The organism is Enterobacter sp. Taxon_2, from assembly GCF_058355295.1.
Map to the genome: position 1 here is coordinate 2380271 of NZ_CM178024.1, position 17550 is coordinate 2397820.

A 17550-nucleotide genomic window follows, 5' to 3' on the forward strand; every position below is an offset into this window, starting at 1 on the left:
GTTTGCCACATCACTTTAATGTTATTTATGAAATGGCAAAAGAATTAATTAGCCGTCGAATTAAAAAGACAGGAATAAATGATGAAAAGCAAACTCACAACTATAGCGCTGGCACTCGCTGTACTCACGGTCAGTTCCGCCGTTGCCGCGAAAACGCTGGTGTATTGTTCCGAAGGATCGCCGGAAAACTTTAATCCTCAATTATACACCTCGGGAACCAGCGTGGACGCCAGCGCCGTGCCGGTCTATAACCGTCTGGTTGATTTCAAACCCGGTACCACGGAGCTGGTGCCGAGCCTGGCGGAGCGCTGGGAGGTGAGCGACGACGGCAAGGTTTATACCTTCCATCTGCGTAAAGGCGTGAAGTTCCAGAGCAATAAATCCTTTACGCCGACTCGCGACTTTAACGCCGACGACGTGATTTTCTCGTTTATGCGGCAAAAAGACGTGAATCATCCTTACCACAACGTCTCTAACGGCAGCTACTCCAACTTCGAAAGCCTGGAGTTTGGTAGCCTGATTACCGCCATTGATAAAGTCGATGACCATACCGTGCGCTTTACCCTGGCTCACCCGGAAGCGCCGTTTGTCGCCGATCTGGCCTGGTATTTTGCCTCAATCCTTTCAGCGGAGTATGCCGACGCGATGCTGAAAGCGGGCACGCCGGAGAAGGTGGATATGGAGCCCATCGGCACCGGGCCGTTTAAGCTGGCGCAGTATCAGAAGGACTCCCGGATCCTGTTCACTGCGTTTGCCGACTACTGGCAGGGGAAATCGAAGCTGGACAGGCTGGTGTTCAGCATCACCCCGGATGCCTCCGTGCGTTTTGCCAAAATTGAGAAGAACGAATGTCAGGTGATGCCGTTCCCGAACCCGGCCGATCTGCCGCGCATGAAGGCCAACAAAGACATCAATCTGATGAGTAAGGCGGGGCTAAATACCGGCTTCCTGGCGTTCAACACGCAGAAGCCGCCGCTGGATAACGTGAAGGTCCGTCAGGCGCTGGCGATGGCCATCAACAAACCGGCGATTATTGATGCGGTGTTCCACGGTACCGGCACCGTGGCGAAGAATCTGCTGCCGCCGGGCGTCTGGAGCGCCGACAGCGCGCTTAAGGATTACGACTACGATCCTGAAAAGGCGAAAGCGCTGCTGAAAGAGGCCGGTTTTGCCAGTGGCGTGAGCGTCGACCTGTGGGCGATGCCTGTGCAGCGTCCGTACAATCCGAATGCGAAACGCATGGCGGAGATGATTCAGGCCGACTGGGCGAAAATTGGCGTACAGACCAAAATCGTCACCTACGAATGGGGTGAATACCTTAAGCGCGTGAAGGGCGGCGAACATCAGGCCGCGCTGATGGGCTGGACGACCGCAACGGGCGATCCCGATAACTTCTTTGGTCCGCTGTTTACCTGTACCTCGGCAAACGGCGGCTCAAATTCGGCGAAATGGTGCTATAAACCCTTTGATAAAATTATTGCGGAAGCAAAATCAACGACCGATCGCGATAAACGCGTGGCTCTGTATAAAGAGGCTCAGCAGATGATGCATGACCAGATGCCCGCGGTGATGATTGCGCATTCAACCATTTTCGAACCGGTGCGCAAGGAGGTGACGGGCTATGAAATCGATCCGTTTGGCAAACATCTGTTCTGGCAACTGGATATAAATCAGTAATTTTTCACTGCCCGGCGAGCCTCCGGGCAGTCTTTTTGCAATTTGTGCTCACCGCATCATTTTTTGTCACAACAAACCCGCCAGTCTTTTGCTATAACTTCAAATGCATACTTGCAGATAACATGGAAAACTATCATGCGTACTCAAACTTTTTTTAAAGTTGCAGTGCTTACTGGTCTGTTGGCGTTGGCCGGCTGTTCTTCAAAAGTCGCCGCTCCAGAACAATACTCCGGCTTTTTAAAAGACTACTCAGGCTTGCAGCAGACAACGTCTGCGACGGGTAAACCAACGCTGCGTTGGGTCGACCCTTCTTATAATGAAGCTAACTACGACAGTATTCTCTGGACACCGATTACCTATTATCCAACGCCAAAACCTACCACGCAAATTGGTCAAAAAACGCTTGATGAGCTGTTGAACTACACCAATAACAAAATGAAAACGGCGATTGGTACGCGTAAGCCGGTTGTGACCACGCCGGGTAAACATAGCCTGATTTTCCGCGGCGCGATTACCGGGGTGAGTTCGCAGAAAGAGGGGCTGCAGTTCTATGAAGTGGTGCCTGTTGCGCTGGTGGTTGCCGGGACGCAGATGGCAACCGGACACCGCACCATGGATACGCATCTCTTCTTTGAAGGCGAGTTGATCGATGCGGCCACCAATAAACCGGTCATGAAGGTGGTACGTAAAGGCGAAGGTAAAGAGCTGAATAACGAAAGCACACCAATGACCTTTGCAACGCTGAAGCAGGTTGTTGATGACATGGCGACGGATGCCACCATGTTTGATGTGAAAAAGACCGCAAAATAAAATAAAACGGCCTGCGTAATGCAGGCCTTTTTATTTATGCCATCCGTAAGCGCCTGAACCAGGTTTCCGGTTTGGTAAACATCACCATATTTCCTCCCAGAATCAGCACTAACCCCACGATACCGTTGATATGCCAGACGTACCCTTCATACACCGTGGAGATGGAGAGCGCCACCAGCGGGAAGAGCAGCGTGCTATAGGCCGCTTTGCCTGGACCAATGCGTCCCACCAGCGTGAAGTAGGCACCAAAAGCAATCACCGAGCCAAACAGAGCCAGATACACCAGCGCACCGAGATAGCTCACCGTCCATTCCGGCACAAAGCTATCGCCTCTGAACAGGGCAATGCAGCCCATCACCAGCGTGCCATAGAGCATCGCCCAGGCGTTGGTGGTCATGGTTTCCAGTCCTCTGCGCTGATGGCGCATGCTGATCATATTGCCCAGCGAGAAGCCGTAGGTACCGAGTGCGGAAAGCCCAATCCCGGTCAGGAGTGACGCGCTCCAGCCGCTGGCCAGCAGATCGTCCCAGAAGAGGGTGATGATCCCAACCAGCCCCAGTGCCGCCGCCGTCCAGAAACGCGCGGGCGGGCGCTGCCCGAAGAAAATAAAGCTGTTAATGGCGTTATAGAGCACGGCCATAGAGAAGATCACCGATTCCAGCCCGGTGTTAATGTGCGAGGCTGCGGTGTAAAAACACCAGAAGTTAAAGCAGAAAACGCAGCATCCCTGGAGTATGCAATATAGGTGATCCCGCAGCGCCAGCGTGCGCAGGCGGCGCAGGGCGATTAACACCATCATCATCGTGAGGCTGGCGACGGCGAAACGCCAGAAAATAGAGACGGGCGCCGCCACGGGACCCTGCTGCAGAAAAATGGCAATCCATGTGGTTCCCCAGATGACCACCACCAGTCCATAGAGTAATGCGTTCATATTTTTCTCTTCTCAAACCCCGAAAGCACGCAGTATGGCGCTGAGATGCGTAACGGGCTTTCACCGGCTTGCGGGTGACTTGCAAAATCTTGCGCTTTTTTCTTCCACGGGGACTGGCAACAGGAGACAACTCTTCTTAGACTGAGATTCCGATCAATCACGCGCTAACGGTTATGTCTCACGCTTACGATACCTTTGAAACGCTTTGCCAACAGAATGCGGTCCTGCGGGAAACCGTCTCGCTGAATTCGGGTATTCAGCTGGCAGCGTGGTACAACAAGCACGATACCATAACGGTAAAAAGCAACCATCATACCCTCAGCCTGTACGTGGCGGACGGCTACGAAAGCTATCAAAAAACGCCGGGCGGCTGGAAGAACGGTGGGGGGCCGGACCGTTTCTGCCTGATGCCCAAAGAGAGCGAATCGACGTGGGATATCCGTGATGACCTGTCGTTTGTGCATCTCTACTGCACCGATGAACACCTGCGCGACGTGGGGGAGAAAATCTGGGACAAGCGCCCGCTATCGCTGACCCTGGACGAGCGCATTTTTGGTAGCGACCCGAAGATTACCACGCTGTATCGCCAGTTTTTACTGGGCTGCGACTGGCAGCAGCACGCCAACCAGCTCACTCTGAGCACGGCCTCCACGCTGCTGCTGACCCATCTGCTGCAAAACTACTCAAACGTGCAGTGGAAGCTGCCGGTTGTCACGGGAGGGTTGTCGCCGTTTGTGCTGCGCAACGTCCTCGCCTTTATCGAAGAGAATCTCGGGCAGCCCCTGACACTGGCCGAACTGGCGGCGCAGGCTGCCCTCAGCGAATACCATTTTGCACGCATGTTCCGCCAGTCGACGGGGCTGGCGCCGCATCAGTACGTGATGCAGAGGCGAATGGATAAAGCGAAAGCCCTCGTCCAGCACACCTCGACGCCGCTGACGGAGATCGCACTTACCTGCGGGTTTAACTCCGCCAGCCACTTCAGCAACCGCTTTCGCAGCGCAACGGGCATGACGCCTTCGCAGCTACGCGCGGCGAGCGCGTGAAAACAGGGCGTAGCACACCCCGCCCAAGACCAGCCCCCAGAATGCCGAACCGATGCCCAGGATCGTGACGCCGCTCGCGGTCATCAGGAATGTAACGATGGCCGCATCGCGCTCCGCTTCGTGGCTTAATGCCTGATATAAACTCCCGCTGATGGTGCCCAGCAGCGCCAGACCGGCGAGCGTCTGGATCCAGCTAAGCGGCAACGCGGCCATCAGCCCGGTAATAGAGCCGCCGAAAATCCCCGCCAGCAGATAAAACCCTCCGGCAGCGATGGCCGCCAGCCAGCGTTTATCGGCATCCGGGTGCGCATCCGGGCTTTGACAAATAGCGGCAGTAATGGCCGCAATGCAGATAGAAAAGACGCCAAACGGAGAAAACAGCAGCGCCAGTCCACCCGTGACGATGATGAGCGGTGAGACCGCCAGCGGGTAACCGGAGGCCTTCATCGTGGCGAAACCCGGCGCATTTTGCGAGGCCATGGTCACCAGGAAGAAGGGCACGCCAATACTCACCAGGCTTGTGAAGGTGAAGGCGGGCGCAATAAACTCAGGCATCACCAGAGAAAGCGTGAGCCTATCGGTGACAACGTCACCTCCCGCCCAGGCCACAATACCGCCGACCAGCAGCGTAACGACGATGGCATAGCGCGGCGCCAGCGCTTTTGCGATCAGCCACGCCGCAATCATGCTGCCGCACAGCAGAAAGTGCCCTTCGAGATGCGCAAACGCGTGCAGGCCAAACTGCAGCAATACTCCCGCCAGCATAGCGGCAGCAAGCGAATGGGGGATCAGCTTCATCAGGAGGGCGAAGAGCCCGGTAATGCCGCAGATCAAAATAAGCGCGTTCGCAAAGATGAACACGCCGATGGTTTCCGCCAGCGTGACGCCGTGCAGGCTGGTGGCCAGCAGCGCCGCGCCGGGCGTCGACCAGGCGGTCAGGACTGGCGCCTTGTACCACCAGGAAAGCGCCAGCGTGCTGACGCCCATCCCAATTCCCAGCGCGGTCATCCAGCCCGCAATCTGCTGTGCGCTGGCGCCTGCCGCAGCGGCAGCCTGCCAGATGATGGCGGCCGAGCTGGCGTAACCGACCAGCACGGCGACAAATCCAGCCAGTGCGACTGGAACAAGGTGAGAGGAAGGGCGCATGAAAACTCCGTTGTGCGTTATAGCGTCCGGGATAAGGTAGCACTGTGCGCTATAGCGTACAAGTGGTATGCTGGTCGTCACCAGGAGGGAACATGGACATCACACGACATCTTGCAACCACATTGAAAACGCTGCGCCAGGCGCGCGGCTGGAGTTTGTCGAAGCTCGCAGACGAGACCGGCGTGTCAAAGGCCATGCTCGGGCAAATCGAGCGCAATGAATCCAGCCCGACGGTGTCGACGCTGTGGAAAATTGCCACGGGACTGAACGTTCCGTTTTCCGCCTTCATCACGCCGGAGGCGGACCAGCAGGCGGTATTTGACCCCCAGCAGCAGGCGATGGTCGTCAAGCCGCTCTTTCCGTGGGACGAGACGCTCAGGTTTGATTATTTCTCCATTACCCTGGCACCCGGCGCGCTGAGTGAATCCACGCCGCATGAGGCCGGAGTGATTGAACATGTGGTGGTGGTCAGCGGCGAGCTGGAGATGAAGCTTGACGGCAAGTGGCAGACGATTTCTGCCGATTCGGGCGTCCGTTTTGCCGGCGATAAACCGCACGCCTACCGCAACAGCAGCGACCGGACGGTGCATTTTCACTCCCTGATTCATTATCCCCGCTGAGGCTACGCAAAACTGTTTCGCTGACGCATACTTCTGACTACAATAGCCGCCATTTTGACCATAACGGATAACGACGAAGTATGCGCCTGCAATCCCATCATCTTGAACTTTTAAGCCCGGCCCGCGACGCCGCCATAGCCCGTGAAGCGATCCTTCATGGCGCTGACGCCGTCTACATTGGCGGCCCTGGCTTTGGTGCCCGCCATAACGCCAGCAACAGCCTGAGCGATATTGCTGAACTGGTGCCGTTCGCCCACCGTTTCGGGGCGAAAGTGTTCGTGACCCTGAACACCATTCTTCATGATGATGAGCTGGAGCCTGCGCAACGTCTGATTACCGATCTCTACCAGTCCGGGGTGGATGCCCTGATTGTTCAGGACATGGGCCTGCTCGAGCTGGATATTCCCCCCATTGAGCTGCATGCCAGTACCCAGTGTGATATCCGTACGGTCGAGAAGGCGAAATTTCTCTCCGACGTCGGCTTTTCACAGATCGTCCTCGCGCGCGAGCTGAACCTGAATCAGATCCGCGATATTCATCAGGCGACAGACGCGACGATCGAGTTCTTTATCCACGGCGCGCTGTGCGTGGCCTATTCCGGTCAGTGCAATATTTCCCACGCCCAGACTGGCCGCAGCGCCAACCGCGGTGACTGCTCTCAAGCCTGCCGTCTGCCGTATACCCTGAAAGACGATCAGGGCCGCGTCGTGGCGTTCGAAAAACACCTGCTCTCCATGAAGGATAACGATCAGACTGCCAACCTGGGCGCGCTGATCGACGCGGGCGTGCGTTCCTTCAAGATTGAAGGACGCTATAAAGATATGAGCTACGTGAAGAACATCACCGCGCACTATCGCCAGATGCTGGACGCCATTATTGAGGATCGCGGTGACCTGGCGCGCGCGTCGGCCGGCCGCACCGAGCATTTCTTTATTCCGTCGACGGACAAAACGTTCCACCGCGGCAGCACGGACTATTTCGTGAATGCCCGTAAAGGGGATATCGGTGCGTTTGACTCACCGAAGTTTATCGGTTTACCGGTCGGCGAAGTGCTGAAAGTGGCGAAAGATCACCTTGATGTTGCAGTGACGGAGCCGCTGGCGAACGGCGATGGTCTTAACGTGATGATTAAGCGCGAAGTCGTGGGCTTCCGTGCGAATACGGTCGAGAAAACCGGCGAGAACCGCTACCGCGTATGGCCGAATGAAATGCCGGCCGATCTCTACAAGGCGCGACCGAACGCGGCGCTTAACCGTAACCTCGATCATAACTGGCAGCAGGCGCTGCTGAAAACCTCCAGCGAACGACGTATCGCCGTGGATATTGAGCTGGGCGGCTGGGAAGAGCAGCTGATCCTGACCATGACCTGTGAAGATGGCATCAGCGTGACGCATACGCTCGATGGTCTTTTCGAGGTGGCAAACAACGCGGAAAAAGCGCTTAACAGCCTGAAGGATGGCGTGGCGAAGCTGGGCCAGACGATTTACTACGCGCGCGCTATCGACGTGAATCTGCCGGACGCGCTGTTCGTGCCGAACAGCCTGCTGAACCAGTTCCGCCGCGAAACGGCAGAGATGCTGGATGCCGCGCGCCTGGCGCAGTATCCGCGCGGTAGCCGTAAAGCCGAAGCCGTCCCTGCGCCAGTATACCCGGACACCCATTTGTCCTTCCTCGCCAACGTTTACAACCATAAAGCACGTGAATTCTATCATCGCCACGGCGTGCAGCTGATCGACGCGGCCTATGAAGCGCATGAAGAGAAGGGCGATGTGCCGGTGATGATCACCAAGCATTGCCTCCGCTTTGCGTTTAACCTGTGTCCTAAGCAGGCGAAAGGGAACATTAAGAGCTGGAAGGCCACCCCAATGCAGCTGGTAAACGGTGACGAAGTTCTGACCCTTAAGTTCGACTGCCGTCCTTGCGAAATGCATGTGATTGGCAAGATGAAAAACCACATCTTCAAAATGCCGCAGCCCGGCAGTATTGTGGCATCCGTCAGTCCGGACGACCTGATGAAAACCCTGCCAAAACGCAAGGGCAGTTAATTACCTGACGTGCGTGTCCGGTTTGCGCGATTTCTGCCACAGGTGGTGTTCGCGCAAACCCTCCGCCGACTCTTCCGCAGCGCTTCGCAACTCATCGCTGTCGGCTTCATGACGAAGCTGATGCGCCACGTTCTTTACCCATAAATATTCATGTCCTTTGTGCCCGGCCATAAGCTGGCCTGAAAACAGCGCGCAGATCAGCATGATAAGAGATAACCCTTTTTTGATCATGGATTCACCGTTGAATGATATTGCGGAATAATCATGCCGATTATTTTTTAGTGTTATTATTCAAAAGTTCAAATTAGCGCAAAGAGAATGTCAAAGAGTGTGGTTCAAAAATCAACCTAAGATATTTCCTAAAAATCTGTTGCGATTTGTAAACCGCCATTTTTAGTACACAATTGGACAGTTGCATTAAGGATAAATCCTATATAATAGTCAACCTCTGGCTAAGGAATGGGTCTGCTTAAATGAAAAAAATAATGGCGCTTGCGCTTCTGGTGGTTGCAGTAGGAGCCGCTGCGGGGGCTCATTATGTTGGTAATGATGCACCTGAATATATTCAATCCGCAGAAACTCGCGTAGGTTCATATTTAACCAGCGATTACGGGCGCGTGGTCTGTAATAGCACCAAAGTTAACGATCAGCGTTGGGAATTAGATTGCACTAATCGGACGAGAGGGAAAACATTCCAGTTTGCGGTGTATCCGTCTGAAAAAGCACCTTATGGTGTCTCGCGATCATTTTATCTCGAAGCCATTAATGATGACGCAAAACAGAGTGCTGAACAGGGTCTGATGCGTTATTTGCAAATCAATACCCAGGCAAGTTAATAGCGCTGTTTAGGGTTCGTTAAGATGAAAGGTGTTAGGTTGTAAGGGATCCGCAGCCCGGCCATGGAGTGTCGGGACGTAGAGACCAAAATACAAATCTATCCATGCAAGCATTTACCGCCATTTTTGGCGGTTTTTTTTGCTCAGTGTTTACCGTGGTTTTATGGCTTCAGTCGATAGTGTGACTGCACCAGGCCAGAAGGGAAGCTGCGGCTTGATACCAGCGTCAAATCGATATCTCCGGGCAGGGCGCCGAACAGCGATTTTCCCGATCCGAGCAGAACAGGAACGTTCGTGATCACCATATCCGCTACCAGTCCTTCGCGCAGGAACGACTGGATCACCTTTCCACCATCGAGATAGACGCGATGGACGTTCTGCATCGCCAGATCGTCGAGCACCTCCTTTGGCGTGCGGCCGGAAAACTGTACTTTGCCCCTCAGCGCGTCGGGCACGGACGTATCGGCCAGCTGTCGGGAAAGCACCAGCACGGGCCGATCATACGGCCATGTGTCAAAAGTCAGCACCTTCTCGTAGCTCCCCCGGCCCATCACGATCCACTCTTTGTCCGCGATGAACGCCGCATAGCCATGATCCTCAGTCGGGTCATCGCGCTGCAGCAGCCACTCGATATCGTCATTCTGTCGGGCGATGTAGCCATCAAGACTGACCGCGATGAAAACGTGTGTGGTGACCATCAGGTGCTCCGTATTAACCATAAAACTAACGCCTCAGCGGGCGGTACCAGTACGTGAAAATTGTTTGCGATACTGAGCCGGGGAGAGCGCGAACTGCTGGCGAAAATGATGACGCAATGTCGATGCCTGACCAAACCCGGTCTGTTCAGCGATGCTGTCGATGCTTAACCGGCTGCTTTCCAGATAATCTTTCGCCCGCAGCAGGCGCTCATTGATCAACCAGCGTGCGGGCGTCGTTCCCGTTGCCGCCTCGAAGCGGCGAAGAAAGGTGCGCTGGCTCATTCCGACCCGACGCGCCAGCGAGTCGACGCTATGCGCTTCGATAAGATGCGTGTGCAGAAAATCAAACAGCTGGCCGAGACGTTGACTCTCCCGCAGCTGCGCCACCGGGCGGCTCAGCTGCTGCGGCTGAGATCCATCCCTGTGAGGGGGAATGACCAGCCGACGCGCCACGCTGTTGGCGGTTTCCATGCCATAATCCCGACGCACAACGTGCAGGCAGAGATCGATCCCCGCCGCGCTGCCCGCGGAGGTCAGTATATCGCCCTCATCCTGGTAGAGCACATCCTCAACCACGTCGATGTCAGGGTAACGGGCTTTTAGCGTATCAATGTAGCGCCAGTGAGTCGTGGCTTTACGTCCATTCAACAGCCCCGTAGCGGCCAGGACAAACACACCCGAGCAGATGGAGAGTAGCTGACACCCGCGCACACTGGCCTGACGCAATGCGCCGCAGAGCGCATCCGGAACCGGTGAGTCCAGGCCCCGCCAGCCCGGAACCACAATCAGATCGGCGGACTCAAGCAGGGAGATATCGCCATCGGTAATGATGCGGATCCCGCCCGTCGCCCGAAGTTCACCGCTGTCCACGCCCGCCACGGCAAAACGATACCATTCGTCGCCCAGCTCGGGGCGAGGCAGGCCGAAGATTTCCACCGCCACCCCAAACTCAAAGGTACACAGACCGTCATACGCCAGCACGACCACCTTCGGGCGGGCAAGTTGTCTTAAGTTTGTCATCTTTTTGCTGTTTTCTGGCATAAGCGAGCGCATTCACGGGCTGAATTTGTGGATAGAGTAGTGTTAACACAAACGCCAAAGATGAGGAAGGATCATGAGCTATGTTACTGAATTTCCGGCTGCCGAGCCGCAGGAAGCTGTTACCCATTTTCTGCGTCGCCTGAGCGTCGAAACCGACTGTGCCGATGTGCATCATGCCATCGCCAATAATGAGCAGGACTTTGTTTTGCTGCATGTGGTGGGGAGCCCGGAGCAGTTTGCCCGTCGTCACGTACCTGGCGCATTGCATCTGCCGCGGAGCCAGATTACCGCTGAGCGCATGGCTCAATGGCCTGAAGGCACGCTGTTCGTTGTCTACTGCGCAGGGCCGCACTGTAACGGCGCGGACAGAGCCGCGCTCAAGCTGGCGCGCCTCGGGCTGCCGGTCAAAATCATGCTCGGGGGGATCACCGGCTGGGAAGATGAAAAGTTCGCCTTTGCCAGCAGCGAAACCGCCGCCGCGCTGTGAAGATGAATTTTTTTCAATGCCCGTGAAATTTTCTCGTTTGCCGACGCCGGTGAGGTATGACATTGTTTTTGGACATTTAGACATCCAGAAGTCTAAAACTTCAAATGATGAATTATCACTGCTGGCAATTACCGTCGGCAGACTGAGGAGATTTCCATGCAACGACACCACGCCCCGTACCGCGCCGATGTAGTCGGCAGTTTTTTACGCCCGGATGCCATCAAACAGGCGCGCCTGAAGTTCGCCAGCGGCGAAATCGATGCCGGACAGCTTCGCGCGGTAGAGGATGAGGCCATTCGCCATGTCGTTGAGCAGCAGTGTGCGTGCGGCCTGCACGTGGTCACCGACGGCGAGTTTCGTCGTGCCTGGTGGCACTTCGACTTCTTCGACGGACTGCAGGGCGTTGAACGTTACGATTCGCAGCAGGGCATCCAGTTTAACGGGGTGCAAACCAAAGCCCACGGCGTGCGCGTCACCGGCAAGCTGGGCTTTGGCGAGCATCCGATGCTGGAAGACTTTCGCTATCTGAAAAGCATCAGCGGGAACGCACAACCGAAAATGACCATTCCCAGCCCGAGCGTGCTGCATTTCCGCGGCGGTCGCAAAGACATTGATGCGACAGTGTATCCGGACCTGAACGTCTATTTCGACGATCTGGCCACCACGTGGCGTGATGCCATCCGCGCTTTCTATGACGCGGGCTGCCGTTATCTGCAGCTGGATGACACCGTCTGGGCCTATCTCTGTTCGGACGATCAGCGCCGTCAAATCCGCGAGCGCGGCGATGATGCCGATGAGCTGGCGCGCATCTATGCCCGCGTTCTGAACAAGGCGCTGGAAGGCAAGCCGGACGATCTGACCATCGGGCTGCACGTCTGTCGCGGTAACTTCCGTTCCACCTGGATCTCCGAAGGCGGCTATGAGCCGGTGGCGGAAGTGCTGTTCGGGACGGTCAACGTTGACGCGTTCTTCCTTGAATATGATAACGACCGCAGCGGGGATTTCGCGCCATTACGCTTTGTTCGACCGGGCAAGCAGCAGGTGGTGCTGGGTCTGATTACCACGAAAAACGGCGAGCTGGAAAACCCGGAGGGAATTAAAGCTCGTCTGGAAGAGGCGGCGAAATACGTGGCGAAAGAGCAGATCTGCCTCAGCCCGCAGTGCGGCTTTGCCTCTACCGAAGAGGGTAACAGCCTGAGCGAAACCCAGCAGTGGGACAAAGTCCGTCTGGTCACGCAGATCGCCAGCGAAGTCTGGTAAAATCGTCCTCCTCAGCGCTGCATTATAAAAGTGCAGCGCTGTGCCATTCTGAGACGTTCTCTTTACATCCGGCGTTCCCCTCCCAGAAATAGCGCTATCTCCATTCTGGCATCCTTTTTGCTCCTGCTTCGCTGACACTTTTATTTCCGCGTCCACGCCGTAACGGACGTTTTCGCACAGCGTTCTTTTTCAGGAGTGAAAATATGCAGCGTCGTACCTTATTAAAAGCCTTTGCGTTATCCGCGTCCGCCGTGGCGATGGGCATGAGTTTTGGCGCGCAGGCGGCCGATACCATCAAAGTGGGGATCATGCATTCTCTTTCCGGCACGATGGCCATCTCCGAGACTCCGCTGAAGGATGTCGCCCTGATGACGATTGATGAAATCAACGCCAAAGGCGGCGTGCTGGGTAAGAAACTGGAGCCGGTGGTGGTGGACCCGGCCTCAAACTGGCCGCTGTTTGCCGAGAAAGCGCGCCAGCTGTTGAGTCAGGATAAAGTGGCTGTGGTATTCGGCTGCTGGACGTCTGTTTCGCGCAAATCCGTACTGCCGGTCTTTGAGGAGCTGAACGGCCTGCTGTTCTATCCGGTGCAGTATGAAGGCGAAGAGATGTCGCCAAACGTCTTCTATACCGGCGCGGCGCCGAACCAGCAGGCGATCCCGGCGGTGGAATACCTGATGAGCGAAGACGGCGGCGCGGCGAAACGCTTCTTCCTGCTGGGAACCGATTACGTCTATCCGCGCACCACCAACAAGATCCTGCGCGCGTTCCTGCATTCGAAAGGGGTGGAGGATAAGGACATCGAAGAGGTTTACACCCCGTTTGGCCATAGCGACTACCAGACCATCGTCGCCAATATCAAAAAATTCTCAGCGGGCGGCAAAACCGCCGTGGTGTCGACCATCAACGGCGATTCCAACGTGCCATTCTACAAAGAGCTGGCTAACCAGGGACTGAAGGCGACGGACGTGCCGGTGGTGGCGTTCTCCGTGGGTGAAGAAGAGCTGCGCGGGATCGACACCAAACCGCTGGTGGGGAACCTGGCGGCATGGAACTACTTTGAATCCGTGGATAATCCGACAAACCAGGCCTTCGTGGCGGATTACAAAGCCTATGCCAAAGCGCATAAGCTGCCGAACGCCGACACCGTGGTGACCAACGACCCGATGGAAGCGACTTACGTGGGGATTCATATGTGGGCGCAGGCGGTGGAAAAAGCGGGCACTACCGACGTGGATAAAGTGCGTGCGGCGATGGCCGGTCAGTCCTTTCAGGCGCCGTCAGGCTTTACGCTCACCATGGATGCCACCAACCACCATCTGCATAAGCCGGTCATGATCGGTGAAATCGAAGGCAACGGTCAGTTCAACGTGGTGTGGCAGACGGAACAGCCGGTACGCGCCCAGCCGTGGAGCCCGTTCATCGCCGGGAATGACAAAAAGCCCGACCAGCCGATGAAAACCGCCAGCAACTAAGCCATCACCGCAGGGAGAAACGTCATGAACGCCATGCGCCTGTTCATTGCTCTTGTATGGCTTTCCGGACTGCTGCCAGGGATGGTGCAGGCATCGGATGCCGATCGTTTTGTTGCCGCCAGCCGCAGCCAGCAGGCGGATTTGTTGACGCAGTGGGCTGCCGCGCCGGACGCGGTTAGGCTGCCGCTGCTGCAGGCGCTGCAAAAGGAAAATTTGTATACCGACACCCAAAAGCACGCCTTTGCTCAGCGCAATGGTCAAATGATCTCGCTCGGTGACGCAAAGGCGGCCGAAGGGCCAACTAAAGCCGTTCGTCTGACCAACCGGCTGCGCGTACTGGCCGCCACGGCCATCGCGACGCATCAGCTGGTGAGTGACAGCGTCACCGAAAGGCGATCGGCGGCACGTCAGCTTCAGCGGGATGCCCAGCCCGGGATGCTCGCTTTTCTGGAAAAGCGGGTAAACGAAGAAACGGACGCGGTGGCGCGTCAGGCGCTGCTGCTGGCGGTGGCAAATCTCCAGCTAGCCAGCCCGCTGGCCGAGGTGCGCCGCAAGGCTGTTGAATTATTAGGGCAGTCTGACGATCCGGACGTGGAGTCCAGACTTACCCCGTTTACCCAGGCACAGACAGAGCCGGATGCCGGGGTTCGCGCTGCCGCGCAGGAGAGTCTTAGCCAGATCCAGCATCGGCTGATGTGGGGCGATCTGCTGGGCCAGGCGTTTATGGGGCTTTCTCTGGGGTCGGTGCTGCTGCTGGCGGCGCTGGGGCTTGCCATCACCTACGGCCTGCTGGGGGTCATCAATATGGCGCACGGCGAAATGCTGATGCTGGGCGCGTATGCCACGTGGATGGTGCAGCAGGCGATGGCCGGGCTTGCGCCCCAGTGGCTGGCGCTCTATCCCGTTATCGCGCTGCCGGTCGCGTTCTGCCTGACGGCGGGCATTGGAATGGTGCTGGAGCGCACCGTGATTCGTCATTTGTACGGTCGTCCGCTGGAAACGCTGCTGGCGACGTGGGGCATCAGCCTGATGCTTATCCAGTTGGTGCGCATGACCTTTGGCGCCCAGAACCTCGAGGTGGCGAACCCGGCATGGCTCTCCGGCGGGGTGCAGGTTTTTGCCAACCTGACGCTGCCGTGGAACCGCATTGTGGTGCTGGGCTTCGTGCTGCTGGTGCTGTTCTTCACCTGGCTCATTCTGAATAAAACCCGTCTGGGGCTCAACGTGCGGGCGGTGACGCAAAACCGCAGCATGGCCGCCTGCTGCGGGGTACCAACAGGGCGCGTCGATATGCTGGCGTTCGGGCTTGGCTCAGGGATTGCGGGGTTAGGCGGCGTGGCGCTATCGCAGCTGGGTAACGTCGGGCCGGAGCTGGGACAGGGCTATATCATCGACTCCTTCCTTGTGGTGGTGCTTGGAGGCGTAGGCCAGCTGGCAGGCAGCGTGGCCGCGGCGTTTGGTCTGGGGATCTTTAATAAAATCCTTGAACCGCAGATGGGGGCGGTGCTGGGCAAGATCGTGATTCTGGTGGCGATCGTGCTGTTTATTCAGAAACGCCCCCAGGGGCTGTTTGCGCTGAAAGGGAGGGTAATTGACTGATGAGCCAGCCGCTGACCTTAACGCTGGCGCGCAAAGCGCCACGCACAACGCAACTTGCAGGCAGCCTGCTGGTGGTGTGTCTGCTGATATTGCCGTTTTTCGCCTTACTGCCTGCGACGCATCCGCTAGCGTTGTCGACCTGGATGCTGACGCTGATTGGCAAGATCCTCTGCTACGCCATCGTTGCGGTGGCGCTGGATCTGGTGTGGGGCTATGCCGGGATGCTGTCGCTTGGGCACGGGATCTTCTTCGCGCTGGGCGGCTACGCGATGGGGATGTACCTGATGCGCCAGGCCGCGGGCGACGGTCTGCCCGCGTTTATGTCGTTCCTCTCCTGGAGCGAACTGCCGTGGTTCTGGTGGGGCACCCAGCATTTTGCCTGGGCGCTGGTACTGATTGTGCTGGTGCCGGGGCTGCTGGCGCTGGTATTTGGCTGGTTTGCCTTCAGCTCGAAGATCAAAGGGGTCTACTTCTCGATTATGACCCAGGCGCTGACCTATGCCGGGATGCTGCTGTTCTTTCGCAACGAAACCGGCTTTGGCGGCAATAACGGCTTTACCGGCTTCACCACGCTGCTCGGGTTTTCAGTAACGGAAACGACTACCCGTATCGCGCTGTTTCTGGCCACCGTGCTGTTGCTGATCCTGGCGTTAGGCACCGGATTTGCACTGTCGAAGAGCAAGTTTGGCCGCATCCTGACCGCGGTTCGTGATGCCGAAAATCGGCTGATGTTTTGCGGCTACGATCCGCGCGGCTTCAAGCTGCTGGTATGGACGCTCTCTGCCGTGCTGTGCGGTCTGGCGGGGGCGCTGTACGTGCCGCAGGTGGGCATTATCAACCCCGGTGAAATGTCACCAACGAACTCAATAGAAGCGGCCATCTGGGTGGCGCTGGGCGGGCGTGGCACGCTGGTGGGACCGGTGATTGGCGCGGCGCTGGTGAACGGGGCGAAAAGTTTCTTCACCGTCGCGATGCCGGAATACTGGCAGCTGTTTCTGGGGTTGATTTTTATCGCCGTCACGCTGTTTTTACCGCGCGGCGTCTATGGTCTGTTTCGAAAGGGAGATAAATAATGCAGCCAGCCGAAGGGTTATTTACCCGCCAGTTGCCCGGCGATCGTTACCGCGAGCAGACCGACCCTGTGCTTCAGCTTGAGGCCATTAACGTCAATTTTGATGGCTTTCAGGCCCTGACCGATCTCTCGCTGAATATCGGCGTGGGTGAGCTGCGCTGCGTGATTGGCCCCAACGGAGCCGGTAAAACCACGCTGATGGACGTCATCACCGGCAAAACGCGTCCAAAGAGCGGCAGGGCGATTTACGATCAGTCCATCGATCTGACCGCGCTGGAGCCTGCGGCCATTGCCCGCCAGGGGATCGGGCGTAAATTCCAGAAACCCACCGTTTTTGAAGCGCTGACGGTGTGGGAAAACCTGGAGATCGCCATGAAAACCGATAAGTCCGTCTGGGCGAGCCTGCGGGCAACGCTCAACGGTGAACAGCGCGACCGGATCGATGAGATGCTGGTTTTGCTGCGCCTTAGCAGCGAGCGCGACCGCCGCGCCGGGCTGCTTTCCCACGGGCAAAAGCAGTTTCTGGAGATCGGCATGCTGCTGGTGCAGGACCCGCATCTGCTGCTGTTGGATGAACCCGCCGCCGGGATGACCGACGCGGAAACGGAATATACCGCCGAGCTGTTCAAAACGCTGGCGGGCAAGCACTCCCTGATGGTGGTGGAGCACGATATGGGCTTTGTTGAAACCATCGCCGACCATGTGACGGTGCTGCATCAGGGGCGGGTGCTGGCGGAAGGGTCGCTTCGCGAAGTTCAGGCCAACGAGCAGGTGATTGAGGTCTATCTGGGACGTTAAGGAGAGGGA

General features: G+C 56.9%; 17 protein-coding genes. 12 read left to right on the forward strand and 5 right to left on the reverse strand.

Features of this window, described 5'->3' with window-relative positions:
* Positions 1-81: 81 nt before the first annotated feature.
* A complete protein-coding gene (locus AC4IC4_RS11250) occupies positions 82-1677 on the forward strand; it encodes an ABC transporter substrate-binding protein (RefSeq protein WP_491472812.1) in 1596 nt (531 codons plus the stop codon).
* A gap of 135 nt (positions 1678-1812) precedes the next feature.
* Positions 1813-2487: a DUF3313 domain-containing protein gene (locus tag AC4IC4_RS11255; RefSeq protein ID WP_045910520.1), complete on the forward strand. Its 675-nt coding sequence runs from the start codon at positions 1813-1815 to the stop codon at positions 2485-2487.
* A 34-nt stretch (positions 2488-2521) separates the two neighbouring features.
* Here AC4IC4_RS11255 and AC4IC4_RS11260 read toward each other — a convergent pair whose 3' ends face one another.
* Positions 2522-3418 carry a DMT family transporter gene (locus tag AC4IC4_RS11260; RefSeq protein ID WP_032647160.1) on the reverse strand — a complete coding sequence of 299 codons (897 nt, stop codon included), beginning with the start codon at positions 3416-3418 and terminating at the stop codon, positions 2522-2524.
* A gap of 173 nt (positions 3419-3591) precedes the next feature.
* On the opposite strand from AC4IC4_RS11260, the gene AC4IC4_RS11265 reads away from it, so the two are divergent.
* Positions 3592-4464, forward strand: coding sequence for a helix-turn-helix transcriptional regulator (locus tag AC4IC4_RS11265; RefSeq protein WP_491472778.1), 873 nt, complete (start codon positions 3592-3594; stop codon positions 4462-4464).
* On the opposite strand, the gene AC4IC4_RS11270 is transcribed toward AC4IC4_RS11265, so the two are convergent.
* Positions 4444-5610 (reverse strand): benzoate/H(+) symporter BenE family transporter, encoded by a 1167-nt coding sequence (locus AC4IC4_RS11270; protein WP_491472779.1) that lies wholly within the window; start codon positions 5608-5610, stop codon positions 4444-4446. The two genes, AC4IC4_RS11265 and AC4IC4_RS11270, sit on opposite strands and share 21 nt — an antisense overlap.
* Before the next feature lie 92 nt (positions 5611-5702).
* Here AC4IC4_RS11270 and AC4IC4_RS11275 point away from each other — a divergent pair, with 92 nt between their 5' ends.
* The gene (locus AC4IC4_RS11275) at positions 5703-6230 is read left to right on the forward strand and encodes a helix-turn-helix domain-containing protein (protein ID WP_048991135.1); all 528 of its coding nucleotides are present in this window, start codon (positions 5703-5705) and stop codon (positions 6228-6230) included.
* An 80-nt stretch (positions 6231-6310) separates the two neighbouring features.
* The gene (locus tag AC4IC4_RS11280) at positions 6311-8275 is read left to right on the forward strand and encodes a peptidase U32 family protein (RefSeq protein ID WP_491472780.1); all 1965 of its coding nucleotides are present in this window, start codon (positions 6311-6313) and stop codon (positions 8273-8275) included.
* Here AC4IC4_RS11280 and AC4IC4_RS11285 read toward each other — a convergent pair whose 3' ends face one another.
* Positions 8276-8506, reverse strand: coding sequence for a DUF2554 family protein (locus tag AC4IC4_RS11285; RefSeq protein WP_032640211.1), 231 nt, complete (start codon positions 8504-8506; stop codon positions 8276-8278).
* Between the two features lie 242 nt (positions 8507-8748).
* Between AC4IC4_RS11285 and AC4IC4_RS11290 the strand changes: the two genes are divergently transcribed.
* Entirely contained in the window at positions 8749-9111 is a 363-nt protein-coding gene (locus tag AC4IC4_RS11290; protein ID WP_032647170.1) for a hypothetical protein, read from the forward strand.
* Positions 9112-9272: 161 nt separating this feature from the next.
* On the opposite strand, the gene AC4IC4_RS11295 is transcribed toward AC4IC4_RS11290, so the two are convergent.
* Positions 9273-9809, reverse strand: coding sequence for a dihydrofolate reductase family protein (locus tag AC4IC4_RS11295; RefSeq protein WP_491472781.1), 537 nt, complete (start codon positions 9807-9809; stop codon positions 9273-9275).
* Between the two features lie 33 nt (positions 9810-9842).
* On the reverse strand, positions 9843-10850 hold the full coding sequence (ftrA, locus tag AC4IC4_RS11300; RefSeq protein ID WP_024908436.1) for a transcriptional regulator FtrA: 1008 nt from the start codon (positions 10848-10850) through the stop codon (positions 9843-9845).
* A gap of 73 nt (positions 10851-10923) precedes the next feature.
* Between ftrA and AC4IC4_RS11305 the strand changes: the two genes are divergently transcribed.
* From AC4IC4_RS11305 to urtD, 6 genes are all read left to right on the forward strand, one after another.
* Positions 10924-11337 (forward strand): rhodanese-like domain-containing protein, encoded by a 414-nt coding sequence (locus tag AC4IC4_RS11305; protein WP_024908437.1) that lies wholly within the window; start codon positions 10924-10926, stop codon positions 11335-11337.
* 156 nt (positions 11338-11493) lie between these two features.
* Positions 11494-12597, forward strand: coding sequence for a cobalamin-independent methionine synthase II family protein (locus AC4IC4_RS11310; protein ID WP_024908438.1), 1104 nt, complete (start codon positions 11494-11496; stop codon positions 12595-12597).
* 203 nt (positions 12598-12800) lie between these two features.
* Positions 12801-14072, forward strand: a complete 1272-nt coding sequence (urtA, locus tag AC4IC4_RS11315) for an urea ABC transporter substrate-binding protein (protein ID WP_491472782.1) — start codon at positions 12801-12803, stop codon at positions 14070-14072.
* 24 nt (positions 14073-14096) lie between these two features.
* Positions 14097-15671 (forward strand): urea ABC transporter permease subunit UrtB, encoded by a 1575-nt coding sequence (gene urtB / locus AC4IC4_RS11320; RefSeq protein WP_024908440.1) that lies wholly within the window; start codon positions 14097-14099, stop codon positions 15669-15671.
* A complete protein-coding gene (urtC, locus tag AC4IC4_RS11325; RefSeq protein ID WP_491472783.1) occupies positions 15671-16744 on the forward strand; it encodes an urea ABC transporter permease subunit UrtC in 1074 nt (357 codons plus the stop codon). Before urtB ends, urtC begins: the two co-directional genes overlap by 1 nt.
* Entirely contained in the window at positions 16744-17541 is a 798-nt protein-coding gene (gene urtD, locus AC4IC4_RS11330) for an urea ABC transporter ATP-binding protein UrtD (protein WP_133548944.1), read from the forward strand. Before urtC ends, urtD begins: the two co-directional genes overlap by 1 nt.
* The last annotated feature ends 9 nt before the right edge of the window (positions 17542-17550 follow it).